Origin of the sequence: Jiella mangrovi, from assembly GCF_017815135.1 — a bacterium.
GTDB lineage: Bacteria > Pseudomonadota > Alphaproteobacteria > Rhizobiales > Rhizobiaceae > Jiella > Jiella mangrovi.
This window is the reverse complement of the sequence record NZ_JAGJCF010000004.1, coordinates 190,079-215,687: the sequence shown is the minus strand read 5'-3', so window position 1 is coordinate 215,687 and position 25,609 is coordinate 190,079. Positions and strand designations below refer to the sequence as shown.

The window sequence follows — 25,609 nt, the reverse complement described above, 5'->3', positions numbered from 1 at the left end:
CGCAAGCGGGCGCAGACGCCCGCTGCCGGCAGATCCGTTCGCCGAGGTTTACAGGGGCCTTCAGGCCAATGGCCAGCGCTTGCGCGATGGCATTGCCCGCGCGAGCGCACTACATCGTGATGCAAGATCGTCGGTCGTGACCGCCCGCCTCACACCTTTTTCGGGAATTTCAACCTTGCTTACCGTCCACCACCTCAACAATTCCCGCTCCCAGCGCGTTCTCTGGCTGCTCGAAGAACTCGGCGCGCCATACGACGTGAAGCACTATCAGCGCACCAAGGACCTGCAGGCGCCCAAGGAGCTGAAGCAGGTTCATCCGCTGGGCAAGTCACCCCTCGTCACCGACGAGGGCCGCACGATCGCGGAGACCGGCGCGATCGTCGAATACATCCTGACGAAATATGGCGAGGGCCGGCTGATGCCGCCGGTCGGCAGCGACGACTACTGGACCGTGCGGCATTTCCTCCATTACGCCGAAGGTTCGGCGATGCCGCCGCTGTTCCTGATGCTCGTCCTGCAGATGATCCCCGACCGGGCGCCGTTTTTCGCCAAGCCGATCCTCAAGACCGCGATGGAAAAGGTCGACGAGATGCTCGTCCAGCCGCAGATGACGCTGCACATCAATCACTGGGAGCGATCGATCGAGAAGACCGGCTGGTTCGCCGGGCCGCAGATGACCGTCGCCGACGTGATGATGAGCTTTCCCGTCGAAGCCGCCGCCACGCGTTTCGGCTACGAGCATCACCCGCGCCTGCGCGAGTTCCTCCAGCGCATTCACGAGCGCCCGGCCTATCGTCAGGCCCTGAAGCGCGGCGGCCCCTATGCCTATGCATGAGGGGTTTGAGGGCGACGGATCGGCGCCGATCGACGCCGCGCCGCGACCCGTGCTTTCGAGCGTCCTTTCGGCTTCACGGCGATTTGGCTGCCAGACCAGCCCCGCCGGGCTATGATCCCGCCCGCGGCTTGGCAGAGCGGGAGGGAGACGTCGCATGGCTTTGAACATTCTGGTGTTCTACGGCTCTTACCGGCGCGACCGGATGGGCATCCGGCTCGCCAGCTACGTCGTCGAGAGCTTCAAATCACGCGGCGATGCCTGCGAACTGGTCGACGCCAAGGCCGTTGATCTGCCGATGCTCGACCGCATGTACAAGGAATACGATCCGGGCACCGCGCCAGCGGCGCTTCAGGCTCTGGCCGCCAAGATCAAGGCGGCCGACGGCTTCGTCTTCGTGACCGGCGAATATAACTGGGGCGTTCAGCCGGGGCTGAAGAACCTGACCGACCACTTCCTCGAGGAGTGGTTCTGGCGTCCCGCCGCGATCGCCAGCTATTCGGCCGGGCGGTTCTCCGGAGTCCGGGCCGCGATGGCCTGGCACGGCACGCTGTCGGAGATGGGGATAGTGGTGATCTCGTCGGCGCTCTCCGTCGGCCCGATCGCAGCGACCCTCGACGAGAATGGCAATCCGACGGGCGACGCCGGCGGCCATCTGGAAAAGGCGTTTCCCCGCTTTGCGAGCGATCTTCAATGGTGGGCCGAGGCCGCGAAAGCGCAAAGGCAAAAGATCCCGCCGCCCTATTAAACAGCTTTCACCTCCCTTTGGCGAACGCCCTGGCAAAGCCGCCTCGACGGCGCCCTGCCCCGCTCGGCGGAGGCTCGATCCGGCCGAGCCGGATACGCTTCACCGCCCCTGCGTCATCAGGATCTTCACCGCGAAGACCGAGAAGACGCTGGCAAAGATCCAGTCGATCGCCCGCGTGATCTTCGGCCGACGTCTGAGCGCCGCCGACAGGCCGTCGGCGGCGAAGATCATCGCCACGCAGAACGGCGCCGCAAAGACGATGAAATAGACCCCGAGGAAAAACAGCTTGGCCCCGGCATGGGGATCGCCGGCCTGGATGAACTGCGGCAGGAAGGTCACGAAGAACAGGATGATCTTCGGGTTCGACAGGTTGATGCCGATGCCGGTCAGCCAGCTGGCCTTGAGCGAGCGGGGTTTCGGCGCGCCCTTCGTGTCCACGCGGAAGGTCGAGCCGGAGCGGATCGCCTGGACGGCCAGAAAAATCAGATAGCCCGCGCCGAAGATCTTCAGGACGAAGAACGCCTCCGGCGACGCCGCGATCAGCGCCGACAGGCCGACGGCGGCGAGCGTCGTGTGGATCAAGGATCCCGTCGAGGCGCCGGCAAAGGCGGCGATCCCGGCGGCCCTGCCCCCGGCCAGCGTGCGGCCGAGGAACAACGTCATGTCCGGCCCCGGCGTGATCGTCAGGATGAAACAGGCAAGGGAGAAGGCAAGAAGGGTCGAAAGATCGGGAATGAAGGTCATGACGCGCCTGCCGAAAGCTCCTTGATCATCAGGAGGCTCTACGCCGACTGCCCAACCCCCGCAACGACAACTTCTTCAGCCTTCGCCAGACACCCCCAGCTCAGAAACGGAAGCTGAAACCGAGTCGTGCCTCATGGACCTTGGTATCGAATTGGACATCGAGGTCTGGCAGGTCAGAGGATTGGAAGACGTAGCGCTGTGTTCCCAGATCGGTGAAGGCATACTCGCCTCTCAGCGAAATGTTCTCGTCGACGAGATATTCCAGTCCCCCACCGACGGTGTAGCCGAATTGGATTTCGTTCTCGGAGACCTCGGCGAGATAGTCGGAACGGCCGACCAGCTCACCATCGACCCGGCGTTCCGATGCGATCCGGCCTGCATAGTCGATATCGGTGCGGCCGACACTTACGCCGCCTGTCACGAAAGGCATGAAGCGACCGACCACATAGCCGGCTCGCAGTTTGGCGGAAACAGTTTCGCGGATCCTCTGTCGGTAGGTTTCGGATATGTCGATCTGCCGTTCGCTGACGCTCGGCGAGACTGACGAGCCCGGCTCTGTCCCGGCCGCCGCCCCGATACCCTGACCTGCGAGAGCGCCGCCCCCGACCGAGGAACCGCTCCATCGACTTGCGAATTCGTCCGTCCCGGCAACGCCGTCATCGTCGTAAAATCGAACGTCGCCCTCCGTGCCGAGATAGAAGGCGCCATAGGTCGTGCCGTAGCCTGAATGGAAGCCGGCCGACGCCTGATCGCTCGCCTCTTTCGCAGATGGCAGGAGCCCGAAATTCGACGAAAAGTCCCGCTCCGCCCGAGAAAAACCGCCGCTGAACCCGACATAGGCTCCATCGAAAGAGAGGACTGACTGGAAGTTGTCAGGGGAATCGAAAGAGCCGGCGTCTTGCGCCTCCGCCACCCCGAACGGCGAAAAGACGACGATGGCGATCAGTGAATTGCGCTTCAACATCAGTCTCTTTCGCGGATTTAGCCGGTTTACTCGGCTGCGATCGACGAGGCGCGCGAAACAACTCAAAGCTGCCATCACCGCTGTCAGACGGACTTATCAGATGACGACAGGAAAGGGTGTGCTCTTGACAACACATGCCATGAGAATGCCTTGCCTCTGTCAGACGCGGCCATAAAGTTCGGCCGAAACCGGAATTTCGACGAAAACAGGATCCCAGCCCCGCCATGACCCTCCCACGCGACGTCAAAAAGGTCGTCCTCGCCTATTCCGGCGGGCTCGACACTTCGATCATCCTGAAATGGCTGCAGACCGAACTCGGCGCCGAGGTGGTGACCTTCACCGCCGATCTCGGCCAGGGCGAGGAACTGGCGCCGGCGCGCGAAAAGGCCGAGCGGGCCGGCGTCAAGGACATCCGGATCGTCGACGTGCGCGAGGAGTTCTGCCGGGACTTCGTCTTCCCGATGTTCCGGGCGAATGCCGTCTATGAGGGCACCTATCTCCTTGGCACCTCGATCGCCCGGCCGCTGATCTCCAAGCACCTCGTCGACATCGCCCGCGAGACTGGCGCCGACGCGATCGCCCATGGCGCCACCGGCAAGGGCAACGACCAGGTGCGCTTCGAATTGTCGGCCTATGCGCTCGCCCCGGACATCAAGGTCATCGCCCCCTGGCGGGACTGGGAGTTCAAGTCGCGCACCGCGCTTCTCGATTTCGCCGAAAAGAACCAGATCCTCGTCACCAAGGACAAGCGCGGCGAAGCCCCCTTCTCCGTCGACGCCAACCTCCTGCACTCCTCCTCCGAGGGCAAGGTGCTGGAGGATCCGGCCGAGACGCCGCCGCCTTACGTCTTCATGCGCACGGTCAGCCCCGAAGAGGCGCCGGACAAGCCGACGATCATCACCGTCGGCTTCAAGAACGGCGATCCGGTCTCGATCGACGGCAAGGCGATGAAGCCGCACGAACTGCTCGCCGCGCTGAACGATCTCGGCCGAGACAACGGCATCGGCCGGCTCGACCTCGTCGAAAACCGCTTCGTCGGCATGAAGTCGCGCGGCATCTACGAGACGCCGGGCGGCACGATCCTGCTCGCCGCCCACCGGGCGATCGAGAGTATCACGCTCGATCGCGGCGCCATGCATCTGAAGGATCAGCTGATGCCGCAATATGCCGAGCTGATCTATAACGGCTTCTGGTTCTCGCCCGAGCGCGAGATGCTGCAGGCGGCGATCGACAAGAGCCAGGAGCACGTCGAGGGCGAAGTCCGCCTCAAGCTCTACAAGGGCAATGTCATCGTCGAGGGCCGCTCCTCGCCGAAATCGCTCTATTCCGACGCCCTCGTCACCTTCGAGGACGACCACGGCGCCTACGACCAGAAGGACGCCGCCGGCTTCATCAAGCTGAATGCCCTGCGGCTGAGGACGCTGGCGAAGCGGGACGGGCGCTGACGCGTCGGCTTGCCAGAATTGCCACAATCAAGGCCCATCGCTTCAGCGCGTTTGGAATGAGACCCGTGGCCGGTCGTGGTCGTATCGGGTCAAAGCCGGCGGCTCCGGCCGCCATCGCCCAACCGGGCCGCGCAGTGCAAGGAAGCCGAGAGACGTCGGACGTCTGAGGCTTCTTGGCAAACCGGCCGAAAAGCCGATAAGACCCTCGCCTGACAGCCCGATTCGGGAACCGGAAGATCGTATGCACAGCATGTTACTCCCTGAAAAGCCTGTCTTCCCGGGGAGAGTGAGCATCTTACGAACCCGCGCTCGCGTAGTTCATGCGGACGCAGTGCCAATCAACTTAACCGGTGGCTGCAAGCGCCATTGACCACACCGTTGATGGATAAGGCGAAGAATTGTTGTTCGGGAAGAAGGACGCGCGACGTCAGTTGAGTAAAGACGATCCTTTCGAGCTGCTAAGGCAAGGCGTAACCCTTAGGAACAAAGGCGAGCTGCACGAGGCAGAACGAACGTTGCTCGCAGCCAAGGAGGCGCAGCCGGACAACTTCCAGCCTAGCTACGAACTTGGCATTCTCTACCAGAGCGAGAAGCGCAAGGCCGATGCGCTTGCTGCCTTCTCCTATGCCTATGACCGAAATCCGTCCGACGCGAGAACCGTCATGGCCTTCGCGTTGCATCTGGCGACCGACGGCCATACGGATGCGGCCCTGAGCGTTCTGGAAAGAGCTCTTCCCAGAAGCATCGAGACCCTGCGCAATATCGGCATGGCATCGCAGTTCACGCGCTTTGTCACCGACTTCCGCCACGAAGAGGCAAATGCGCTGCACGAAAAGGCGAAGCCCTTTCGCACGACCCTCGACAACATCAAGAAGAGCATCACGAACGCCGTCCAGACCCAGACGCCTTTCGCCATGGTGCGGATCGGCGACGGGGAAGGCACCTGGCTCCACCGCTCGACGCGCGATGAAACCCGTTACGGTGCCCTTTACGATCGCAACCGCGAGGAGTTCTGGAACATCTGGTTCGGGGCAGACCAGATTTCGGCGCAGGGCGGCTTCTACGCGGCGCTGACCGATCTGCGCCATGTCCTGCGCACGGCAGACGTCATCGGCTCGCCGTCCCTGAGCTGGATCCGGCACGAATACGAGATCGCCAGCATCCGCGGCGTCCCGGGAACGATCAACGCCCTGCGCTGCGCTTTGGAACTGAAGTCCCGCAAGGCCGCGCTCTTCACCGAATCCCTGCACTATCAGCTCGATTCGTCCGGCTTTTTGAAAGAGCTCCTGGCCTCGCAGAGCCGGGTCGGCGTGATGTCATGCCATCCCGATATCGTGGACCACATCAAGGGGCAGTTCGGCGTCAAGGACGTCGATTACTATCCGATTCCCGGCGAACCCTCGCGCCGGCATCTCCACGGCGAGGGAACCGTCACGGGCCGCCACTTCCCCGACTTCTTCCACAAGAACATGAAGTTGATCGCCGAAAACGATCAACGTGGACGGGTGGTCTTGGTCGGCGGCGGAATATTGGGTAAGCTTTACGCATTGCGGTTGAAACGTGAGGGAGCGATCGCTCTCGATATCGGCTCGATTGCAGACAAGTGGATGGGAAAGAAGACGCGACCGGGGTTCTAGGGTCGCTCGGACACCGGAACCTGCGGAGGTCGCATTCATTCGAGATGAGCCCTCCGCAGCTTCGCTTCTGTCCGCAATGGTGCGTTCCGTACTCGCCTCGGGGACAAAGCTCGTCATCGACGGCTCCTTCTATCGCGAGATCGGCCCGCTTCTGGCCCGCTCGGATGAGCTGGTACGGGGCCCCGAGCACCTCCTGGCAAAGGAAAGCTCCGGGAGCGGGCAGACGCTCCTGGACTTCGGATGCGGGACCGGCGCCTACCGCAAGGCCTGCGAGCGATACGGATTTCGCTGGACGGGCCTGAACTATGCCGAGGGCATGGCGGCTTCGGCGCACGACGCCGCCCGAGGCGTGAACGACATCATCTTTTACGACGGCGTGAGGATCCCGGCCGAGGACGGCGCCTTCGACGTCGTGTTCTCCATGCAGGTCTTCGAACATCTCACCGACATTCCCCGGACCTTTTCAGAAATCTCGCGGGTGCTGAAACCTGGCGGTGCCATTGTCGGTTCGGTCTCGCAGCTGGAGCAGATGCACGACTTCAGCACCTTCAATTTCACGCCCTATGGCTTGAAGGTGGCAAGTCAGGCGGCCGGGCTTGAGCTTGAGAAAGTCTATCCGCGCTTCGATGGACTGACCTTCCTGCTTCGCCGCCTGCTCATCGTCACACGCGGGACCAATCAGAATTCCCTCGCCGGCGAGCTGCAGCCCGACAATGCGGTCATGCGGGAGATCGAACGTTACGGCGCCAGGATCGGTGCAGACGAAATGCGGATCAATCTGATGAAGCTGATGTTTTCATCGCACTTCGCGTTCATCGTCCGCAAGCCGGGGCCGTAGAGATCGCGGTTTCGGGCGGCCACCCGTGGGCTGCCAGACCTTCTGCCGCCTCGCCGCCCCTCGCGTCGCCCCTCACCTAGCGAATGCCGGCGGCTCACGCCAGATTTCCCGTCACGCCCCTCGACCATCAGCCATGCGACCACTTGCGCGGTGAGCAGAATCGCTAATCGAGTGGAAATGTTCTATGCGAGCGCGCTCCAGCCGTTCGTCGCAATGCCCAGGAAGAAAACCTGCCATGCTGTACCTAGTTTCGGGATCGCACTCCGCCTATAGCCGCTTCGGCTTTTCGATGGTCCAGGCGATCGGCAGGGCTGCGCATGGCGACGTCCAGCCGGCCCAGTTCTCCCGGCTCGAGCAGTTCTACGACGCCTACAAGGATCGCAAGACCGACGCGTTCGTCGCCTTCATCCATGCCGGCGACAACCGGGTCGCCAAGCTTCTTCAGAGAACGCAGTCCAAGGTCGTTCTCTTCGACGACGACCTCTCGCAGACCGTCGGGCGAATGCTCACCGATCCCAACAAGGAGTTCCGCAAGGTGCTCTGTTCCGCCACCATGGCCTCGGCGACGCTCTCCTATCTCGCCGAAACCACCAATGCGATGGTTTATCCCCGGCCGGACACCAACTCGCTGCTCCTGCCCTTCATTCAGTCGCTGGCGTGGTTCTTCGGCATCGAGCCCGATCAGGCGCTGGTGGACACCGTCGTCGCGCGCCTGAAGCTGGGCGCCATCACCCCGAGGACGACGATCATCGAGGGGATGAACGCGTTTGCCTCAGACTACAAGGACGCGCAGGCCGCCATCGACGCGCTCAACGACGACGAGATCGCGCTGCTCGGGGCGGTGCGGGAGGCTTATGGAGTGGGGCGCGGGCAGATCGAGGGCGGAACGATCTCCTGGCCGATCCAGTCGCTTTTCGATCCGCGCAACCGCCAGGAGCCCGCGCCCGAATACATCGAACTGCTCGGCAAGGCGCGGCGCCTGCTCAACGGGCCGGAATACCGCCTCGTGCCGGGCAACTGGCTCTGCGAAGTGGTCATCCGGGTCAGCGATAACCCATCCAAAAATCGCCTGATCTGGCTGATTTCGGAACTCGACAAGCGCCGCGGAATGCTGTCCTGCGACCTTCCCACCGAAGGGCGGCTTGCGCTGACCCAGGAGTTCACGGTCGAGAGCGCCGCCAACCCGATCACATTCGCCTTCGACATGAAGGAAGGCGCGATCGAGGGGGTGTTTTCCGTCGAAACGATCCGCCTTCGCAGAGTGAAGGCGGCGCCGCTCGAGTGACGGCACGATGAAGAGCCGCTGCGGCCCCTGACCGAAGGGGTGCCAGGGGTTTGGTCATCTGGTCTTGCCCGGGCGGGAACAACCGCTTGTCCGCGACGAGCGATGCGCTGAGCCCAAGACAAAACGGGCCCCTCGGCGTCCCGGTCGGACCTTAGCGCTGGCGGAACATGCCGCGGTCGATTTCGCGCTGACGGCGCTCGAGATCGGCCATCGAGACGGACTGGTCGAGATAGCGATGTTCACGGGTCTGCTGCGTCTCAGAACCAAGCAGCGAGCGGATCGTCTTTGCAAACTTCATGGCTTTTCTCCTTTGTTGCCATGAAGCTATGTCTTCTTGTGCAATGCAGCAATCGGGGCAGATGCAACGCTCCTATGCACCAGGAGAAGGCGCAGCTTCACTGGAGCTTTACGGATTTGGTGTCCCGGCGGCCGGCATTCGCGCGACCGGTTTGCCGTCGACACGGCCGCTCGAAAGAGAGGCCCCTGACAAAAAGGGGCCGGGCAAAAAGCCCGACCCCATTGGTCTCATCGGCAACAGAGCCCTTGTCGGGCGCTCCTCGCCGATGATTATTCGGCCGCCTGCGGGCGATTACCGGCATTGTTGCCGGAAGTCATCTGCGGGGTGTCGTCGGTCACCGGGTGCGAGTTCGGCGAGTAGCCGGAAGAGGCGTTGGCCTCGTTCCATGCCGCGCGAACGCCAGCCTCGTAGTCCGGATGCACCTGCTTCAGATGACCGAACCAGCGCTCCGCGATCTGTGAGGGAATGCCGGCCATGGCGCCGCCCATGTTGGCATAGAGCCGCTGGCGCTGGGCCTCGTCCATGACCTCCATGACGAGCGCGCGGACCTGCAGGTAGTCGTCATATTTGGTGTGGTCGTAGCGGGCCGCATCGCCCGAGATCCGCAGCGGCGGCTCCTGGGCCGAACGGTCTTCGACGGCCGCGCCTTCGTCTGCGAAGGAGTTCGGCTCGTAATAGGCGTTCTCGTTGCCGGTCCGAACGCCGCCGAAGACGTTCATCTCGCCATCCTTGTGGTAGTTGTGCACTTCCACGATCGGACGGTTCACCGGGATCGTCTCGTAATGGGTGCCAAGCCGGTAGCGATGGGCGTCTGCATAGGAGAAGACGCGAGCCTGCAACATCTTGTCGGGCGAAAAGGAGATGCCCGGCACGACGTTCGACGGCGAGAAGGCGGCGTTCTCGATCTCGGCGAAGTAGTTGTCGGCGTTGCGGTTCAGCTCGATGTAGCCGACGTCGATCATCGGGAACTGGTCATGCGGCCAGACCTTGGTGAGATCGAACGGATTGAAGTCGCACTTGTCGGCGTCCATCTCCGGCATGACCTGGATCTGGAACTTCCAGCGCGGGTACTTGCCTTCCTCGATCGTGTTGAACAGCCGCTCCTGATAGCCCTCGCGAGTCTTGCCGATGATCTTCTCGGCCTCGGCGTTGGAGTACCAGTCGTGGCCCTGCTGGGTCTTGTAATGGAACTTCACCCAGTAGCGCTCGCCGGCGTCGTTCCACAGCGAGAAGGTGTGCGAACCGTAGCCGTTCATGTGCATCGGCGACTGCGGCAGGCCGCGGTCGGACATCAGGATCGTCACCTGATGCAGAGCTTCCGGCGACAGGCCCCAGAAGTCGAACATGGCTGTCGGCGAGCGCATGTTGGTCTTCGGGTGACGCTTCTGGGTGTGGATGAAGTCCGGGAACTTGTAGGGGTCGCGGACGAAGAAGACCGGCGTGTTGTTGCCGACCATGTCCCAGTTGCCGTCCTGGGTGTAGAACTTCAAGGAGAAGCCGCGCACGTCGCGCTCGTGGTCGGCGGCGCCGGCCTCGCCGGCAACCGTGGAGAAGCGCGCCAGCATCGGCGTCTCGACGCCCTTCTGCAGGCACTTCGCCTTGGTGTATTTCGAGATGTCCTCGGTGATCACCATCTTGCCGTGGGCGCCCCAGCCCTTGGCGTGCACGGTGCGCTCGGGGATGCGCTCGCGATTCTGATGGGCGAGCTTCTCGATTAGCTGGTAGTCCTGGATGAGAAGCGGGCCGCGTTCGCCGGCCGACAGCGAATCCTGATTGTTCGGCCACGGCGCACCGGCGGATGTGCGTAAGGTGTTGCGATCAGCCATAAATGGCCTCCCTCGTCTTGATTGTCGGCTCGCGACATGGCGCAAGCCTTTGAAGTGTTCCAAGCTACTATGTAGGATCCGCGCGATCAGCTCCAATCGTATTTGTCCTCGCCCACGATCAGCATAACTTATCGCGCATGTTCACACTCCGGCAGATCCGCTATTTCCAGGCCCTCGTCGAAACGCGTCATTTCGGCCGTGCGGCCAAGCGCCTCAACATCAGCCAGCCCGCGCTTTCCGGCCAGATCTCACAAATGGAGACGGAGATGCACGCGGCGTTGTTCCGGCGCGAGCCGTCCGGCGTTCATCTGACGGCCGACGGCGAGCTGGTCGCAGAGCGCGTGCGCCGAATCCTGTCCGAGGTCCGCGAGCTCGAAAGTCTGGCAGAGCGCAGCGCCAGCCTTCTCGGCAGACGCTTCAGGGTCGGCATGATCGCCACCGTCGCCCCCTATCTCCTGCCTCGCCTCTTGCCCGAGCTCTCGCGGGCCTTTCCCGACCTCGAATGCCAGGTGCGCGAAAGCATCACCGAGACTTTGCTGGCCGACCTTCGCATCGGCGACATCGATTGCGCTGTCGTCGCGCTGCCCCTCGAAAACGACGCGGACATCGAGACGATCACCCTGTTCGACGATCCGTTCTGGCTCGCGGTCCCCGCGGCCGAAGCAGGTCTCCTGCCCGATCCCGTGCCGGTCGAAGCGCTTCTTCGGCAACGCATGATCCTCCTCGAGGAAGGGCACTGCCTGCGCACCCAGGCCCTCGACATCTGCCGCATGGCGGCAGATCAAGACTTCGCGAGCCTCGGCGCCACGAGCCTGACGACCGTCCTGCGGATGGTGGCCGGCGGTCTCGGCACGACCCTCATCCCCGCCATGGCCGTTGCCGACGAAGCAAGGGCCGAGGGCATCACCGTTCTGCCACTCGAACGTCCGGTGCCATCGCGCCGCCTCGTTCTTGCCTTCCGCCCGACATCCGTGCGCCGGTCCGACTTCGAGGCGTTTGCGAAAATCATCTGCCGGTCGATGGACAAGACATCTTGGCCGGGAGCATAGGAAACGGCTGCGAGCCTCATCGTTCTAACGGGCAGCCGCCGGAACGCCGTGCAAGCAACTAGGCGCGACACGATTTGGTCGCCGTTCTGCGCGCAGGGTGGCCACTTGATTCAATTTCCCGAAAGCACCCCGAGGACCGGTCTTGAAGTCTGCTGCCATCGAAGGGGCTCGCCGGCCCGGCGCCATCGGCCGGGCACTTCGCCGAAAGATCCCGCTCCGGCTGCGCGATCCGCTGAGGTGGCGGCAGGGGACGGGCATGGTGCTGTTCGCCTATGCCACCACCCATCTTCTCAACCACGCGCTCGGAAACATCTCGCTCGACGCGATGTTCTTCGGAGCGTCCGTCAAGCGGCTGATCTGGGACAATCTTGTCGGAACGGCCCTGCTCTACGGCTCCCTCGTCCTGCACGTGATCCTGGCGCTCCAGACCCTGGCAAAACGCCACAACTGGCGCATGCCGACCACCCAGGCGCTGCAGATCGCGACCGGCCTCACCATCCCGGTCCTTTTGTTTCCCCACATCGTCGCCACCCGCGGCGCCGAGATCCTGTTCTCCGAACGTGTCGGCTATTCCCGCCTGCTCGCCCAGATCTGGCCGACCGGCGCCGTGTTGCAGACCCTTCTCCTGGCATTCGTGTGGATTCACGGCTGCCTCGGGATGCGCCAGTGGCTGCAGACCAAGCCCTTCTATCAGAAGGCCGCGCCCGGCTTTGCCGCAGCGGCTACGGCGATCCTCGTCTTCGCCTTCACCGGCTTCGTCTCCAGCGGCCGCATGGTCGCGGGCGCCGCCACCCCGCCAGACGCCTTGCCCGAGGCGGTCCTGGCCGCCGCCCAGGTAACCCGCACGGGCGTTTACGCCGCACTCGCGATACTGGCGAGCCTCTACGTACTGAAACCCGTCCTCCGACGGCGCCGCCGGCGCATCGTCATCCTCTATGACAATGGCGACGCCGAGAGGCGTGCCGTCGTCGCGAGAAAGGGGGAATCCATCCTCGATGCGAGCCGGGGCGCCGACATCCCCCATGCTTCCGCCTGCAATGGCCGCGCCCGCTGCTCGACCTGCCGGGTTCTGGTGCTGAAGGGGCACGACAGCGAGCGCGATCAGCCCGGCGCGGCGGAAGGCGCGCTCTTGAAGAAGATCAAGGCGCCGCCGAATGTGCGGCTCGCCTGCCAGTACAAGCCGAGCGGCAATGTCACCGTCAGGCGTCTCGTCGGGGCTGGCGAGATCTACGACGCCTCCACCCTCGACGACCCCTACCGGTTCGGCGTCGAGCGCGAGGTGGTGGCGCTGTTCGCCGACCTCCGGGGCTTTACCGGCATTTCGGAGCGCTGGCTGCCCTACGACGTCGTCCACCTCCTCAACGCCTATTTCGACCGCGTCACGCGACGCATCGAGGCCAATGGCGGCGAGATCGACAAGTTCATGGGCGACGGCGTCATGGCGCTGTTCTCGCGCAAACGACAAATGGAGCGGTCGGCCCGCCAGGCGCTGGCGGCAGCACTCGACATTCTCAAGACTGTCGAGGCGATGAATGCGGAAAACACCGACGAGTGGGAGGTGCCCCTGCGGGTCGCCATCGGCATTCATGGCGGCCTGGCGATCCTCGGGCAGATCGGTGGCGGCAACCATGGCCAGACGTCCCGCACCGCCCTCGGCCGGACCATCAATGCCGCGTCCCGGCTGCAGGACTTCGCCAAGACGAAAGAGGCCGCCCTCGCCGTCTCCGCCGATATCGTCAGGCTCGCCGGTCTTGCCGAGGACGCCGGCGGCGAGAGGGTCGTCGCCGAGCTGAGGGGATCGACCAGGGCCCTCGACGTCGTCGTCTTCGCCGATTCGGCATCGCTCGAGCGAGCGCTCGAAAGCGCCGGTGAAAAAAGCCTGATCACGACAGGGTGAAACGGGATTGACCGGCACGGGGCTCTCGCGATGGCACCCGCCTCCCATATCCGGAACGATGATCCGACGAAGCTTACGAAATTTCGATGGCTTCGACCCGCCGCTGAAAGCCGGCACACACGATTTTCGCGAGGAAACGATGCTCACGAGCCAGACATTCGGCAAGATCGCCGGCGCCCCGCTCTTCGGCGCGCTGCTGTTCACCGTGCCTGCCGCAGCCCAGACGACGGTCGAGAGCGACAAGGGAAGCACGATCAGGGTCCAGCCCGTCGCGACTTTCGACGAGCCCTGGGCGATGACCTTCATGCCCGACGGCTCGATGCTCGTCACCGAAAAGGCCGGCACGCTGATGCATGTCTCGGCCGACGGCAGCGAGAAGACGCCGGTCGCCGGCGTTCCGGCCGTCGCCTATGGCGGCCAGGGCGGTCTCGGCGATGTGGTGCTGCATCCGGACTTTGCCGAAAACGGTTTCGTCTATCTCTCCTTCGCCGAGGAGGGCGAAGGTGGGCAGGGCGCGGCCATCGCCCGCGCGAAACTCGTCACGGCGGGCGACCGGCCGACGCTCGAAGGCGTCAAGGTGGTGTGGCGGCAGGTGCCGAAGGTCTCCGGCATGGGGCACTATTCCCATCGCATCGCCTTTTCGCCGGACGGAAAGATGTTCGTGACCTCCGGCGAGCGCCAGGAGAAGACGCCGGCGCAGGCGATGGACACCAATCTCGGCAAGGTGCTGCGTCTGGAGGACGACGGCACGGCGGCGAGCGACAATCCCTGGCAGGACGATGGCGAAATCGCCAAGCAGTTCTGGACCATCGGCAACCGCAACATGCTCGGCATCGACTTTGCCGCGGACGGCAAGCTGTGGGTTCACGAGATGGGGCCGAAGGGCGGCGACGAACTCAATCTGATCGAGAAGGGCGAAAACTACGGCTGGCCGGTCGTCTCCAACGGCGTCAACTACAGCGGCAGCCCGATCCCGGACCACGACACCCGGCCGGAGTTCAACAAGCCGGAAATCTCCTGGACGCCGGTGATCGCGCCGGCCGGTTTCGTCATCTATGACGGCGAGATGTTCCCCGACTTCAAGGGCGACGGCCTCATCGGCGGGCTCAAGAGCCAGGCGCTGGTGCATGTTTCCTTCGACGGCAGCACCGCCCGTGAGGTCGAGCGCTTCGACATGGGCAACCGCATCCGCGAGGTCGAACAGGGTCCGGACGGAGCGCTGTGGCTCCTGGAAGATGGTTCGGGCGGCCGGCTCCTGAAGCTGACGCCGGAAGGCGCGGACGGCTGAGGCCCTCTGGCCTTGCACGAACCGCCTTCCCACGCCCCGACCTCGCGGCTAACGTCGTCTCGATGCGCGCCGCCCGTTGCGGCGGCCCCGCATCCAGACGGGAGCGGCACGAATGACGGCATCGCCGATTCGCTGGGGCATTATCGGCACCGGCCACATCGCCCGGCGCTTTGCCGGCGATCTCCGCCATTCTGCCACAGGCCGGCTCGTCGCCGTCGGCTCGCGTGATGCGGGCAAGGCGGCGGCCTTCGCGGCGCAATTCGGCGATGAGATCGCCTCCGGCGAGACGGCGGCCGTCCTCGAGCGCGGGGATGTCGACGCGGTCTATGTCGGCACGGTCAACCGCGCCCATGCGCCGTTGGCGCTTTCCGCCCTCGAGGCCGGCAAGCCGGTGCTGGTCGAAAAGCCCCTCGCCCCGACATGGCGGGACGCCGAGGCGGTTCGCGCAGCGGCGTCGGCACGCGGGCTTCTTGCGATGGAGGCCATGTGGATGGTCTTCACGCCCGGCATCATCAGACTGAAGGCCATGTTGGCCGAAGGCGCGATCGGCTCGGCGCGCAGTCTCTCGGCGAACCTCTCCTATGCCCGCCCCTATCGTCCCGGCGAGGAGATTTTCGACCCCGAGACCGGTGGCGCGCTGCTCGATCTCGGCGTCTATCCGGTCGCGCTGGCGCTACATCTCTTCGGAGCCGCGGACGAAACGGCGGCGATCGTCGAGCGCAACGGCGCCGGCAGCGTCCGGCAGGCATCGCTGATCAGCCGCCACGGCCAGGTGCTGACCAAGCTGTCCTGCGGCTTCGAGACCGAAGGGCCGAACGGCGCGACGGTCTCCGGCGAACATGGGCGCATCGCTTTGGCCGGGCCGTTCTTCTGTCCCCCGTCCCTGACCCTCACCCGGCATTTCGCCGGCAGCAGGCTCGACTATCGCGACGAGCGCGCCGCTGCGACATCCGGGGATGCGGCCGGCGACCAGCCTCCACCCTCCCGCCCGGCCCTCAACGCGCCAAAGGCCGAGACCCTGCCGACGCCCTTTGCCGGCAGCGGGTTGCAGTATCAGGCCGACCACTTCGCCGAATGCCTGTGCGCCGGATTGGTCGAAAGCCCGCTCCATCCCCTGTCCCGCAGCCTCGCGGCGCTCCGGATCATGGAACAGGCACAGCGCTCGGGAGGCTGACTGACGCCTGTTCGAGCCGCCTTCTTCCCGAGTGCCGGAGACAACCGGCGGATCCTGCCGAACAGCCCGGTTTGACATTCGGTCCGTGACCGGGCAGCTCACCGGCCGAGCTGTTTTTCCCTTCTCCGCCACCAGCGATCGGAGCCGTCATGCGTTCCCTGTTTCATCTCGCCTATCACGTCACCGATCTCCAAGAGGCGCGGGCGTTCTATGGCGACGTCCTCGGCTGCAAGGAGGGGCGGTCGACCGACAGCTGGGTGGATTTCGACTTCTTCGGCCACCAGATCTCGCTGCATCTCGGCGAGCCCTTCGCGGTGACGCGGACGGGAAAAGTCGGCGATCACATGGTGATGATGCCGCATCTCGGCGTCGTGCTGCCGCTCGAAGACTGGCTGGCGCTCTCGGAGCGCCTGACCTCGGCCGGCATTGCCTTCGACATCCCGCCGGTCGTGCGCTTTGCGGGCGAACCGGGCGAACAACGCACGATGTTCTTCTTCGACCCGAGCGGCAATCCGATCGAGGTCAAGGGTTTTCGCGATTTCGACGGCGTCTTTGCCAGCTGAATGCAGCGCCCGACGTGATCGGGCGCTGCCGGCTCGGCCTCAATTGCCCGGATAGTTCGGGCTCTCGCGGGTGATCGTCACGTCGTGCGGGTGGCTTTCGCGCAGGCCCGCATTGGAGATGCGGATGAACTTCGCGCGTTGGCGCAGCTGTTCCAGATCGGCCGCGCCGACATAGCCCATCGCCGCCTTCAGGCCGCCGGCGAGCTGATGCAGGACCGTCGCCACCTGCCCCTTGTAGGCCACCTGCCCCTCGATGCCTTCCGGCACGAGCTTCAGCGTATCGCGCACTTCCGCCTGGAAGTAGCGGTCGGCCGAGCCGCGGGCCATCGCGCCGACCGAGCCCATGCCGCGATAGGATTTGTAGGAGCGGCCCTGGTGCAGATAGATCTCGCCGGGGCTCTCGTCGGTGCCGGCCAGCAGCGAGCCGACCATGGCGGCCGATGCGCCCGCCGCGAGCGCCTTGGCGATGTCGCCGGAAAACTTGATGCCGCCATCGGCGATGATCGGGATACCGGCTTTATCGGCCGCCTCGAAGGCGCTCATGATCGCCGAAAGCTGCGGCATGCCGACGCCGGCGACGACGCGGGTGGTGCAGATCGAGCCGGGCCCGATGCCGACCTTGACGCCGTCGGCGCCCACGTCGATCAGCGCCTTGGTGCCGTCGCCGGTGGCGACGTTGCCGGCGATGATCTGGACGCTGTTGGAGATCTGCCGGGCCCGGGCGACGGCGTCCAGAACCCGCTGGGAATGACCATGGGCGGTGTCGATCACGAGAAGGTCGACGCCGGCGTCGATCAGCCGCTCGGCCCGCTCGAAGCCGTCGTCACCGACCGAGGTCGCCGCAGCCGCCAGAAGCCGCCCCTGCGGGTCCTTGGCGGCATTCGGGTTGAGCTGGGACTTCTCCATGTCCTTGACGGTGATCAGACCGATGCAGTTGTCCTCGGCATCGACGACGACCAGCTTCTCGATCCGGTGCTGATGGAGGAGCCGCTTGGCCTCCTCCTGATCGACCGTCTCGCGCACCGTGATCAGATTGCGCTTGGTCATCAGCTCGGCGATCGGCTGACTGTCCTCGGTGGCAAAGCGCACGTCGCGATTGGTCAGGATGCCGACGAGCCGGCCCCGCGTCTGGCCGCCGCGCCCGCCGTTCTCGACCACCGGAATGCCGGAGATGCGATGCGACGCCATCAGTGCCCTCGCGTCGCCGAGGGTCGCCTCGGGGCCGATGGTCACCGGATTGACCACCATGCCGCTCTCGAACTTCTTCACCTGCCGAACTTCCTCGGCCTGTTCGGCGGGCGTCAGGTTGCGGTGGATCACGCCGATGCCGCCGGCCTGGGCCATGGCGATGGCGAGCCGCGATTCGGTGACGGTGTCCATCGCCGCCGACAGGATCGGCAGGTTGAGCTCCAGCGTCTTGGTGATTCTGGTGCGGATATTGGTCTGGTTCGGCAGGACCTCCGAGTGGCCGGGCTGCAGGAGCACGTCGTCGAAGGTGAGCGCCGTCGCGCCGGTCGGGGTCTCGATGATTTGGGCCATGCCGTGCCTCCAAAGAAAGGCGAAGCGCTTTTCGCAGCGCGTCAAATGGGATGGCAAGGGCTGCTACCACGCGATCATGACAATGGGAAGCACGCCGCGACGAGAAGCGACCATCAGCCCGTGTGGTTGGCCGTCATGGAAGCCACGAATCCTGGTAACACTGCGTTCGACAATTCGCATCGGCTGGAAAGCGCGTCCCGCATCTGGCAATCAGGCGAAAAACAAAGGCGCCTGCGGATCTCTCCGGGATCGCCCCCGCCCACTTCAGGAAAAGGCGACAGCCCCATGGCCACGAGTTTCATCATCACCCTGTCCTGCGAGGACCGTCCCGGCATCGTTGCCGGACTGACCACCGAACTCTACGAAGCCGGCGCCAACATCGCCGAAAGCGCCCAGTTCTGGGATCGCGATTCGGGCCGGTTCTTCCTGCGCGTCGCCGTCGACTTTCAGGGCGACGTCGCCCATGACGCCCTCGAGCGCCAGCTCTCGCCCCTCGTCGATCGATTCGCCATGCACATGAAGATCATCGACGCGGCCCGCCGGCCGAAGATCATCATCATGGTTTCGGCCTTCGATCATGCCCTTCTCCACCTCCTCTACCAGATCCGCACCGGCTGGCTCGGCGCCGACGTGGTTGCCATCGTCTCGAACCGCGAGGTCAGCCGCGAGACCGCCGAGGCTGCCGGCATTCCCTTCCATCACTGGCCGGTGACGAAGGAGACCAAGGCCGAGCAGGAGGAAAAGCTCCTGAAGCTCGTGCGCGAAACCGACTGCGATCTGGTCGTCCTGGCCCGCTACATGCAGATCCTCTCCGACAATCTGTCGAAGCGGCTGTCGGGCAAGGTGATCAACATCCACCACTCCTTCCTGCCGAGCTTCAAGGGCGCCAAGCCCTATCACCAGGCCCATCAGCGCGGCGTCAAGCTGATCGGCGCGACGGCGCATTACGTCACCGCCGACCTCGACGAGGGACCGATCATCGAGCAGGAGACGGAGCGCGTGTCCCACGCCCTAGCCGCCGATGATCTCGTCGCCACCGGCCGCGACATCGAAGCCCGCGTGCTGGCACGCGCCGTGAAGCTGCATCTGGAAGGACGGGTGATGCTGAACGGCACGCGAACGGTAGTGTTCGGGTAGAGCGTCGCTCGATCCGAATGGACACCATGGCGCAGGACGGTCTCGTCGCACGGCGCATATCGGGTGCCAAGCGTTCCGAGATCAGGTGCCCGTTCTTATCGCGTTCGTCATGCTCGGGCCGCGTCCCGAGCATCCAGTGCGCCGTTTGAGCTTCTGTTGTGTCGAACGTTCCTGGATTCTCGGGACAGGGCCCGAGAATGACGAAGCGTCGAATGCTGCGCCTTCTCGATCAAGTCGCGGTCGGTGCTCGAGCAACGTGTCGTGCGCTGCAAATGGACGCACAGAGAACGCAATAACCTGTTGACTCTATGCATTGTGCTTTCCGAAAATCGATCAAGATTTTCGGGCCGATGCTGTAGGGAAGGTTTCCGGCGAATGCGAGTTCCCCTGAAACCCTCATCGCTTCGTCGAACCGCATTGTCCGCAAGTGCAAGGCGAACCGGCTTTCCCGGGTCATGCTCAGTGGGCTGGATTGTCAGGTGGATAGTGGTGCCCGGGACTGGAATCGAACCAGTGACACTGCGATTTTCAGTCGCATGCTCTACCAACTGAGCTACCCGGGCCCCCTGCCGGAGAGCGTTCGCAGCGTTGTGCGACGTTCGATCCGGCGAGTAGTGGCGGCCTTATAGAAAAGCTGATCTCGCCTGTCCAGCGCCAATCCGGCGAACCGGCAGGGAGTTTTTCATTTCGCCGACGAAATCATTTTGCGGCTGGCCGGCCGATGGCCTTCCTTCGCCTCAGGCGACGCCGAGACGCAGGAGATCGTGCAGATGGACGATGCCGACGGGCCGGCCCTCGCGCACGACCATGACGGCGGTGATGTTGCGGGCATTGATCATTTCCAGTGCCGCGACGGCGAGCGTGTCCGGCCGGATGGTTTTCGGATCGGCGGTCATCACCTGATCGACGGTGCGGGACAAAAGCCCCTCATGCAGATGACGGCGCAGGTCGCCGTCGGTGATGATGCCCTTCAGCCGGCCATCCTCGCCGATCACGCCGACGCAGCCGAAGCCCTTGCGCGAGATGGTGATGATCGCCTCGGACATCATCGTGCCCGAAGCGCAGAGCGGCATCGCCTCGCCGGTGTGCATGATGTCGGAGACGTGCTTCAGGCTGGCGCCCAGCTGGCCACCCGGATGGAAGACGTGAAAGTCGTCCGGCGTGAAGCCCCGCCGCTCGAGCAGCGCGACGGCGAGGGCATCGCCCGTGACCAGCTGCATCGTCGAGGACGAGGTCGGCGCGAGGCCGAGCGGGCAGGCTTCGAGCGCCCTCGGCAGGATGAGAGCGACGTCCGCCTCCCTGGCGAGCGTCGAGTTCGGCCGCGAGGTGATGGCGACGAGCGGAATGCGGAAACGCCGGGAATAGGCGACGATGCCGTAAAGTTCGGCCGTCTCCCCGGACCAGGACATGGCGAGGATCGCGTCGTCCTTGCCGATCATGCCGAGATCGCCGTGATTGGCTTCCGAAGGATGGACGAAAAAGGACGGCGTGCCGGTCGAGGCGAATGTCGCGGCGATCTTCGAGCCGATATGGCCGCTCTTGCCGACGCCGGTGACGATCAGCCGGCCGGTGACCGATGCGATGAGATCGAGCGCCCGCTCGAAACTGTCCGCCATATCCGTCTTGATCAGCGTCGAAAGCGCCTTCAGCGCCTCGATCTCGGTCTCGATCGTGCGGGCGGCGGACCGCGAACCGGCATGGTCGTTGGCGGCGGCGAGTTCGGCAATCTGCATGGACATTCCGTCTCTTCTCAACATGGACAGGCCACGGCCTGCTGGCCTGGGGCGACGCCCCCGGTCCCTGTTATCGAACTCTCGGCTATGTGATGCAAACTTGACCGCATCGGGACCAAGCGCGGCGATCCTGTTTCACGCAACCAAGAGGGCTTAGCTTCCCGCCAAGGAAGTGGCCGATTTGCAACAGTCGTTCACGATTGCTGAGGATTTCCCGGGGGCGTTCCCGGGACTGCATTCCACACGAGGCGGGACGATGAGTCGGAGCCGAGGCGAGGTCTTGAAGCGGATGCTGCTGGCGGCGGCATGCGCAGCCATGTGGCCGGGCCCCGTCAACGGCCAGCAGCTGCTAAGCGACGACGCGCTGCGAGAGACGGTGGAGCCCCTGCCGAGCGAGACGCGTCTCGCCGATCCGAACGCCGATCTGATCGAGTCGCTCGGCGCCGACGACCAGCAGACGCTCACCGCGCCCGACGAAAAGGGCGAGGATCCCGCAAGGCTGCGCTCGGTTCCCGATCCCGCCTCGCCGGATACGACGGAGAGCGATGCGGCGAGCGACGACGCGGTTCCGACGCCGCGGCAAAGCTTCGATCTTGACGACGGTGCGCCGTCGCTCCTGTCGCCGGACGGCCCTGCCCGTTCCGCCCAACCTTCCAACACGGCGGCAACGCCGCTCGCGGCCGACGGCGCCAGCGAAGACGATGCGCGCGGCGTCGCAGCGGACGAGCGGACCGGGACCTCGCGGTCGAAAGAGGATCTGCCGTCGCTGGCCAATCCGACGCTCGGCGCCGGAATTGCGGACGAGGCCCTGCCTGCCCGCTCGACACTGCGCAGCAACCAGGCCGCCGAGACGGTCGACCGGATCCGGCGGCTGAACCAGGCCGACGACGGCGACCCGTTCGCGCCGGTCGGCATCCGCGCCGGTACGTTCATCCTTTATCCGGAGCTGATCCAGACGATCGGCTTTTCCAATAATCTCGAAAACGACACCACCAACACCAAGGGTGCGTTCACCGAGACGATCCTCTCTTCGCGCCTCGTATCCGACTGGTCGAGCAACGAAGCCGAATTCAACTCCCGCCTCGCCTATCGCCAGAATTTCGCCGGCGACGCCAAGGAGAATCCGAGCGCGGCGGTGGATGGCCGGCTGCGGCTCGATATCTCGCACGATACCGTGGCCACGCTGCGTGGAGCAATCGATTTCGACCGCGAGGACTATTCCGACGTGCTCGACGACACGGCGCTATCGGGCCGTGCGGGGGTCGTCAGCAGCTCGCTCGCTGCGGAGCTTTCGCATGATTTTCATCCGGTGAGCGTTGCCGGCACGCTGACGGTGGCGCGCAAATCCTATTTCAGCCTGCCGGAGGGCAGCATCGACGAGGACTATACGACCCTGACGGCGGCGCTGCGGGCAGGCTACGACCTCTCGCCGGCCATCCAGCCCTTCGTCGAGGCGAGCGTCGGCCGACGGATCTTCGACGTCGCCGATCCGGCCGAACGGGACGGGCCAGGACGCAACGCCTGGCTTCCGGCGATGCGGGCCGGCGTCGGGATCGACCTACGCGACAAGCTCAAGGGCGAGGTGGCCCTCGGCTATGCCTTCAACGTTCCGGACGATGCGTCGGTCGAGACCATGGGCGCCCTCACTGTCGACGCCAATCTCGTCTGGTCGCCGCGACGCGGCACCGATGTCACGCTCTCGGGAAGAACCAGCTTCGAGCCGGAGCTGACCGGCCTGTCTTCGACGACGAATTACGAGACCTCTCTCGCCATCGCCCATTCGCTCGGCGCCCGCACCACGCTCACCGCGGCGGCAACGCTCGGCTACGAGGATTCGACGCTGGAGAACGAGGACAAGCTGCTCCTGTCGGGCGTCGCCGGCTTCAACTACTGGCTCAATCGCCAGCTCGCCCTCACCGGCTCCTACGAGCACCGACGGTCCTTCGCCGTCCTGCCCGGCAACCGCTACAGCGCCGACACCGTCAAACTCGGCGTCACGCTGCAGCGCTGAGACGAGAGCGCTCCGCGTCTTCTGATCAGGCAGCGCGGCAGCGCATACAGCGACGCCCTGGCCTGATCCGTGTCAATGACGAAAGCATCGCGCCCGGGTCCCGTGAAGCCGGCCCGGCGCGCGATGCCATGGCCGCCGCTATTCGGCAGGCTTCACGGTCTTCATCAGCTTTTCCATATTGCCGATGACCTTCTGGCGAATGTCGGAGCGGTAGAGGGCGAAGGCGACATTGGCCTCGATGAAGCCTTCCTTGGAGCCGCAGTCGAAGGTGCGGCCGGTGAAGGGATAGGCGGCGAAGTCCTGTTTCTCGGCGAGCTTCAGCATGCCGTCGGTCAGCTGGATCTCGTTGCCGGCGCCCTTTTCCTGGGTGGCCAGAATGTCGAAGATCTCCGGCTGCAGGATGTAGCGGCCCGAGATCGAGAAGTTCGAGGGCGCATCCTCGGGCTTGGGCTTTTCCACCATGCCGGTGATCTGGAAGCCGTTGCCGACCGTCTCGCCCTTGCCGACGATGCCGTATTTGTGGGTCTCGGCGGGATCGCATTCCTCGACCGAGATGACGTTGCCGCCGGTCTTTTCGTAAAGCGCCACCATCTCGGCGAGGCAGCCCTTTTCCGCCTGCATGATCATGTCCGGCAAAAGGATCGCGAAGGGCTCGTTGCCGACGAGATCGCGGGCACACCAGATCGCATGGCCAAGGCCGAGCGGCGCCTGCTGGCGGGTGAAGCTCGCCGTGCCGGGCTTGGGCTGGAGATCGTCGAGAAGCTTCAATTCGGCGGTCTTGCCGCGCTCGGCCAAAGTGTCGGACAGTTCGACCTGAATGTCGAAATAGTCCTCGATGACACCCTTGTTGCGGCCGGTCACGAAGATCAGGTGATCGATGCCGGCCTCCTTCGCCTCGTCGACCACATACTGGATCACCGGCCGGTCGACGACCGTCAGCATTTCCTTGGGAACGGCTTTGGTGGCGGGCAGGAACCGTGTGCCGAGACCGGCGACGGGAAATACGGCTTTGCGGACCTTCTGCATCGGTAAAAGCGTCTCCTAGGGAATGCGACCATGCATGGGGATCATGCTGGGAACGAAGATTTTGCTGCTGCGACAAATGTCAACATGACAGACTTTGCGGCCTGTTCCAAAACGAGCTACCACACCGTCACTTCGGGTTTTGGAAAAAATTTACCGTCCCTGACCTCAACCAGCCGAAAGCGCGTCCGCCAACCGGAGGAAATCGCCCTGTGCCGCCAAGGACATGGTAAACATCCCGTTAACATCTTTGCTGCAGAATTGCCGTTCTCTTGTTGAACCATGTCAAACGACGACGGACATGATGAAAAATTCAAGGACGACGATGACTCTCAACCGACTGGCTGCCGGTCTCTGCGCCTTCCTGATTCTCGTCGGCGCCTCGGCGCCGGCCGCCGCAGACGCCGGATTCGTACGATGGATCCAGAACTTCGAAAATGTCGCGGCGCAATCGGGGGTGTCCCGACAGGTCTACCGCGCCGCCTTTGCGGGAATCACCGAACCGGACCCGGAAGTCCTGCAGAAGGCACGCTACCAGCCGGAATTCCGCGACAAGGTCTGGGACTACATCGACAACCGCGTCAATGACGAGCAGGTGGCGAAGGGCCGTTCGGCGCGCTCGCAGCTGTCCGGCTGGCTCGACCGGATCGAGAAGCGTTTCGGCGTCGATCGGGATGTGCTTCTGGCGATCTGGTCGATGGAAAGCAATTATGGCGCGATCCTCCAGCGCGAGGATGTAATGCGCAACCTGCCGCGCTCTCTGGCGACGCTCGCCTATCTCGACAAGTCGCGGGCGAAATTTGCCCGCCAGCAGTTGATCGCGGCCCTGAAGATCGCCCAGTCGGGCGACATCAAGGTGAGCGAACTGATCAGCTCGTGGGCCGGGGCCATGGGCCACACCCAGTTCATCCCGACGAGCTACCTTGCCTACAAGGTCGACATGGATGGCGACGGCCATGCCAACGTCTGGGAATCGGTGCCCGATGCCCTGGCGACGGCGGCCAATCTGCTCCGCAAGAACGGCTGGCAGACGGGTCGCACCTGGGGCTACGAGGTCATCGTGCCGGACAAGTATCGCGGCAAGCTGGAGCGCGACAATCGCACCATCGCGCAGTGGGCGAGCCTCGGCTTTCGCCGCGCCAACGGCCGCCCCTTCCCGGATGGCGGCGAGCGGGCGAACCTCTTGCGGCCGGCGGGCGACAACGGCCCGGCCTTCCTGATGACCAAGAACTTCTTTGTCCTCAAGCGCTACAACAATGCCGACAAATACGCCCTCGCGGTCGGACTTCTGGCCGATCGGATCGGCGGCTATCCGGGCCTCGTCGTCGACTGGCCGCGCGGCTACAAGCCGCTTTCGACGGACGAGCGCTACGAGCTTCAGAAACATCTTTCGCGTTTCGGCCTTTATGACGGAAAGATCGACGGAAAGATCGGATCGGGCTCCAAGGCCGCGATCATGGCATTGCAGCAACAGGCGGGAATGCCGCAGGATGGCAACGCTTCGAAGGCGCTACTCGAATTCTTGCGCAAGCGCTAAGCTGACCGGATGCGGCGTCGATGATCGATGTCGCATCCGCT

General features: G+C 64.2%; 22 protein-coding genes and 1 tRNA gene. 15 read left to right on the top strand and 8 right to left on the bottom strand.

Annotation, left to right across the window (positions count from 1 at the left end):
• Window positions 1-175: 175 nt before the first annotated feature.
• Together J6595_RS08485 and J6595_RS08480 are read left to right on the top strand one after the other, a co-directional pair.
• A complete protein-coding gene (locus tag J6595_RS08485; RefSeq protein ID WP_209594023.1) occupies window positions 176-835 on the top strand; it encodes a glutathione S-transferase family protein in 660 nt (219 codons plus the stop codon).
• 154 nt (window positions 836-989) lie between these two features.
• Complete coding sequence (locus tag J6595_RS08480) at window positions 990-1,580, top strand: NADPH-dependent FMN reductase (RefSeq protein WP_209594022.1); 591 nt, start codon at window positions 990-992, stop codon at window positions 1,578-1,580.
• Between the two features lie 99 nt (window positions 1,581-1,679).
• Here the strand turns inward: J6595_RS08480 and J6595_RS08475 are convergent, their stop codons facing one another.
• Window positions 1,680-2,324, bottom strand: a complete 645-nt coding sequence (locus J6595_RS08475) for a LysE family translocator (protein ID WP_209594021.1) — start codon at window positions 2,322-2,324, stop codon at window positions 1,680-1,682.
• Between the two features lie 100 nt (window positions 2,325-2,424).
• Window positions 2,425-3,288 (bottom strand): outer membrane protein, encoded by an 864-nt coding sequence (locus J6595_RS08470; RefSeq protein ID WP_209594020.1) that lies wholly within the window; start codon window positions 3,286-3,288, stop codon window positions 2,425-2,427.
• 224 nt (window positions 3,289-3,512) lie between these two features.
• Here J6595_RS08470 and J6595_RS08465 point away from each other — a divergent pair, with 224 nt between their 5' ends.
• The 4 genes from J6595_RS08465 (at window position 3,513) to J6595_RS08450 (ending at window position 8,493) form a co-directional block, all read left to right on the top strand.
• Window positions 3,513-4,733 (top strand): argininosuccinate synthase, encoded by a 1,221-nt coding sequence (locus J6595_RS08465; protein WP_209594019.1) that lies wholly within the window; start codon window positions 3,513-3,515, stop codon window positions 4,731-4,733.
• 515 nt (window positions 4,734-5,248) lie between these two features.
• The gene (locus J6595_RS08460) at window positions 5,249-6,370 is read left to right on the top strand and encodes a tetratricopeptide repeat protein (protein WP_209594018.1); all 1,122 of its coding nucleotides are present in this window, start codon (window positions 5,249-5,251) and stop codon (window positions 6,368-6,370) included.
• Between the two features lie 76 nt (window positions 6,371-6,446).
• Entirely contained in the window at window positions 6,447-7,208 is a 762-nt protein-coding gene (locus tag J6595_RS08455) for a class I SAM-dependent methyltransferase (RefSeq protein ID WP_209594017.1), read from the top strand.
• 235 nt (window positions 7,209-7,443) lie between these two features.
• Window positions 7,444-8,493 (top strand): hypothetical protein, encoded by a 1,050-nt coding sequence (locus J6595_RS08450; protein ID WP_209594016.1) that lies wholly within the window; start codon window positions 7,444-7,446, stop codon window positions 8,491-8,493.
• Window positions 8,494-8,644: 151 nt separating this feature from the next.
• Here J6595_RS08450 and J6595_RS08445 read toward each other — a convergent pair whose 3' ends face one another.
• Both J6595_RS08445 and J6595_RS08440 read right to left on the bottom strand, forming a co-directional pair.
• Window positions 8,645-8,791, bottom strand: coding sequence for a DUF3563 family protein (locus J6595_RS08445; RefSeq protein ID WP_209594015.1), 147 nt, complete (start codon window positions 8,789-8,791; stop codon window positions 8,645-8,647).
• Window positions 8,792-9,060: 269 nt separating this feature from the next.
• Complete coding sequence (locus J6595_RS08440) at window positions 9,061-10,617, bottom strand: catalase (RefSeq protein ID WP_209594014.1); 1,557 nt, start codon at window positions 10,615-10,617, stop codon at window positions 9,061-9,063.
• Window positions 10,618-10,754: 137 nt separating this feature from the next.
• Between J6595_RS08440 and J6595_RS08435 the strand changes: the two genes are divergently transcribed.
• From J6595_RS08435 to J6595_RS08415, 5 genes are all read left to right on the top strand, one after another.
• A complete protein-coding gene (locus J6595_RS08435; protein WP_209594013.1) occupies window positions 10,755-11,666 on the top strand; it encodes a LysR substrate-binding domain-containing protein in 912 nt (303 codons plus the stop codon).
• A gap of 142 nt (window positions 11,667-11,808) precedes the next feature.
• Window positions 11,809-13,563, top strand: a complete 1,755-nt coding sequence (locus J6595_RS08430) for an adenylate/guanylate cyclase domain-containing protein (RefSeq protein WP_209594012.1) — start codon at window positions 11,809-11,811, stop codon at window positions 13,561-13,563.
• 139 nt (window positions 13,564-13,702) lie between these two features.
• Entirely contained in the window at window positions 13,703-14,851 is a 1,149-nt protein-coding gene (locus J6595_RS08425) for a PQQ-dependent sugar dehydrogenase (RefSeq protein WP_209594011.1), read from the top strand.
• A 112-nt stretch (window positions 14,852-14,963) separates the two neighbouring features.
• Complete coding sequence (locus J6595_RS08420; protein WP_209594010.1) at window positions 14,964-16,025, top strand: Gfo/Idh/MocA family protein; 1,062 nt, start codon at window positions 14,964-14,966, stop codon at window positions 16,023-16,025.
• A 149-nt stretch (window positions 16,026-16,174) separates the two neighbouring features.
• Window positions 16,175-16,588, top strand: coding sequence for a VOC family protein (locus J6595_RS08415; RefSeq protein WP_209594009.1), 414 nt, complete (start codon window positions 16,175-16,177; stop codon window positions 16,586-16,588).
• A gap of 39 nt (window positions 16,589-16,627) precedes the next feature.
• On the opposite strand, the gene guaB is transcribed toward J6595_RS08415, so the two are convergent.
• Window positions 16,628-18,127 carry an IMP dehydrogenase gene (gene guaB, locus J6595_RS08410; protein ID WP_209594008.1) on the bottom strand — a complete coding sequence of 500 codons (1,500 nt, stop codon included), beginning with the start codon at window positions 18,125-18,127 and terminating at the stop codon, window positions 16,628-16,630.
• Window positions 18,128-18,412: 285 nt separating this feature from the next.
• Here guaB and purU point away from each other — a divergent pair, with 285 nt between their 5' ends.
• Window positions 18,413-19,264 (top strand): formyltetrahydrofolate deformylase, encoded by an 852-nt coding sequence (gene purU, locus J6595_RS08405; RefSeq protein WP_209594007.1) that lies wholly within the window; start codon window positions 18,413-18,415, stop codon window positions 19,262-19,264.
• Between the two features lie 487 nt (window positions 19,265-19,751).
• Here purU and J6595_RS08400 read toward each other — a convergent pair.
• Together J6595_RS08400 and J6595_RS08395 are read right to left on the bottom strand one after the other, a co-directional pair.
• Window positions 19,752-19,827: transfer RNA gene (locus tag J6595_RS08400), tRNA-Phe, on the bottom strand.
• Window positions 19,828-20,001: 174 nt separating this feature from the next.
• Window positions 20,002-21,003, bottom strand: a complete 1,002-nt coding sequence (locus J6595_RS08395) for a KpsF/GutQ family sugar-phosphate isomerase (RefSeq protein ID WP_425342135.1) — start codon at window positions 21,001-21,003, stop codon at window positions 20,002-20,004.
• A 250-nt stretch (window positions 21,004-21,253) separates the two neighbouring features.
• On the opposite strand from J6595_RS08395, the gene J6595_RS08390 reads away from it, so the two are divergent.
• Window positions 21,254-23,008: an outer membrane beta-barrel protein gene (locus J6595_RS08390; RefSeq protein ID WP_209594006.1), complete on the top strand. Its 1,755-nt coding sequence runs from the start codon at window positions 21,254-21,256 to the stop codon at window positions 23,006-23,008.
• Between the two features lie 138 nt (window positions 23,009-23,146).
• On the opposite strand, the gene galU is transcribed toward J6595_RS08390, so the two are convergent.
• On the bottom strand, window positions 23,147-24,034 hold the full coding sequence (gene galU, locus J6595_RS08385) for a UTP--glucose-1-phosphate uridylyltransferase GalU (protein WP_209594005.1): 888 nt from the start codon (window positions 24,032-24,034) through the stop codon (window positions 23,147-23,149).
• A 30-nt stretch (window positions 24,035-24,064) separates the two neighbouring features.
• Between galU and J6595_RS08380 the strand changes: the two genes are divergently transcribed.
• Together J6595_RS08380 and J6595_RS08375 are read left to right on the top strand one after the other, a co-directional pair.
• Entirely contained in the window at window positions 24,065-24,310 is a 246-nt protein-coding gene (locus tag J6595_RS08380; protein WP_209594004.1) for a hypothetical protein, read from the top strand.
• Window positions 24,311-24,356: 46 nt separating this feature from the next.
• Window positions 24,357-25,568 (top strand): lytic murein transglycosylase, encoded by a 1,212-nt coding sequence (locus tag J6595_RS08375; protein ID WP_245197710.1) that lies wholly within the window; start codon window positions 24,357-24,359, stop codon window positions 25,566-25,568.
• The last annotated feature ends 41 nt before the right edge of the window (window positions 25,569-25,609 follow it).

Bases quoted from the DNA above. Each gene is read 5' to 3' on its own strand.
- J6595_RS08455 (WP_209594017.1), top strand. From the start codon at position 6,447: ATGGTGCGTTCCGTACTCGCCTCGGGGACAAAGCTCGTCATCGACGGC.
- guaB (WP_209594008.1), bottom strand. From the start codon at position 18,127: ATGGCCCAAATCATCGAGACCCCGACCGGCGCGACGGCGCTCACCTTC.
- purU (WP_209594007.1), top strand. From the start codon at position 18,413: ATGGCCACGAGTTTCATCATCACCCTGTCCTGCGAGGACCGTCCCGGC.
- J6595_RS08480 (WP_209594022.1), top strand. From the start codon at position 990: ATGGCTTTGAACATTCTGGTGTTCTACGGCTCTTACCGGCGCGACCGG.
- J6595_RS08470 (WP_209594020.1), bottom strand. From the start codon at position 3,288: ATGTTGAAGCGCAATTCACTGATCGCCATCGTCGTCTTTTCGCCGTTC.
- J6595_RS08380 (WP_209594004.1), top strand. From the start codon at position 24,065: ATGCATGGGGATCATGCTGGGAACGAAGATTTTGCTGCTGCGACAAAT.
- J6595_RS08375 (WP_245197710.1), top strand. From the start codon at position 24,357: ATGACTCTCAACCGACTGGCTGCCGGTCTCTGCGCCTTCCTGATTCTC.
- J6595_RS08425 (WP_209594011.1), top strand. From the start codon at position 13,703: ATGCTCACGAGCCAGACATTCGGCAAGATCGCCGGCGCCCCGCTCTTC.
- J6595_RS08450 (WP_209594016.1), top strand. From the start codon at position 7,444: ATGCTGTACCTAGTTTCGGGATCGCACTCCGCCTATAGCCGCTTCGGC.
- J6595_RS08475 (WP_209594021.1), bottom strand. From the start codon at position 2,324: ATGACCTTCATTCCCGATCTTTCGACCCTTCTTGCCTTCTCCCTTGCC.
- J6595_RS08415 (WP_209594009.1), top strand. From the start codon at position 16,175: ATGCGTTCCCTGTTTCATCTCGCCTATCACGTCACCGATCTCCAAGAG.
- J6595_RS08435 (WP_209594013.1), top strand. From the start codon at position 10,755: ATGTTCACACTCCGGCAGATCCGCTATTTCCAGGCCCTCGTCGAAACG.
- J6595_RS08465 (WP_209594019.1), top strand. From the start codon at position 3,513: ATGACCCTCCCACGCGACGTCAAAAAGGTCGTCCTCGCCTATTCCGGC.
- J6595_RS08420 (WP_209594010.1), top strand. From the start codon at position 14,964: ATGACGGCATCGCCGATTCGCTGGGGCATTATCGGCACCGGCCACATC.
- J6595_RS08390 (WP_209594006.1), top strand. From the start codon at position 21,254: ATGAGTCGGAGCCGAGGCGAGGTCTTGAAGCGGATGCTGCTGGCGGCG.
- galU (WP_209594005.1), bottom strand. From the start codon at position 24,034: ATGCAGAAGGTCCGCAAAGCCGTATTTCCCGTCGCCGGTCTCGGCACA.
- J6595_RS08395 (WP_425342135.1), bottom strand. From the start codon at position 21,003: ATGTCCATGCAGATTGCCGAACTCGCCGCCGCCAACGACCATGCCGGT.
- J6595_RS08440 (WP_209594014.1), bottom strand. From the start codon at position 10,617: ATGGCTGATCGCAACACCTTACGCACATCCGCCGGTGCGCCGTGGCCG.
- J6595_RS08445 (WP_209594015.1), bottom strand. From the start codon at position 8,791: ATGAAGTTTGCAAAGACGATCCGCTCGCTGCTTGGTTCTGAGACGCAG.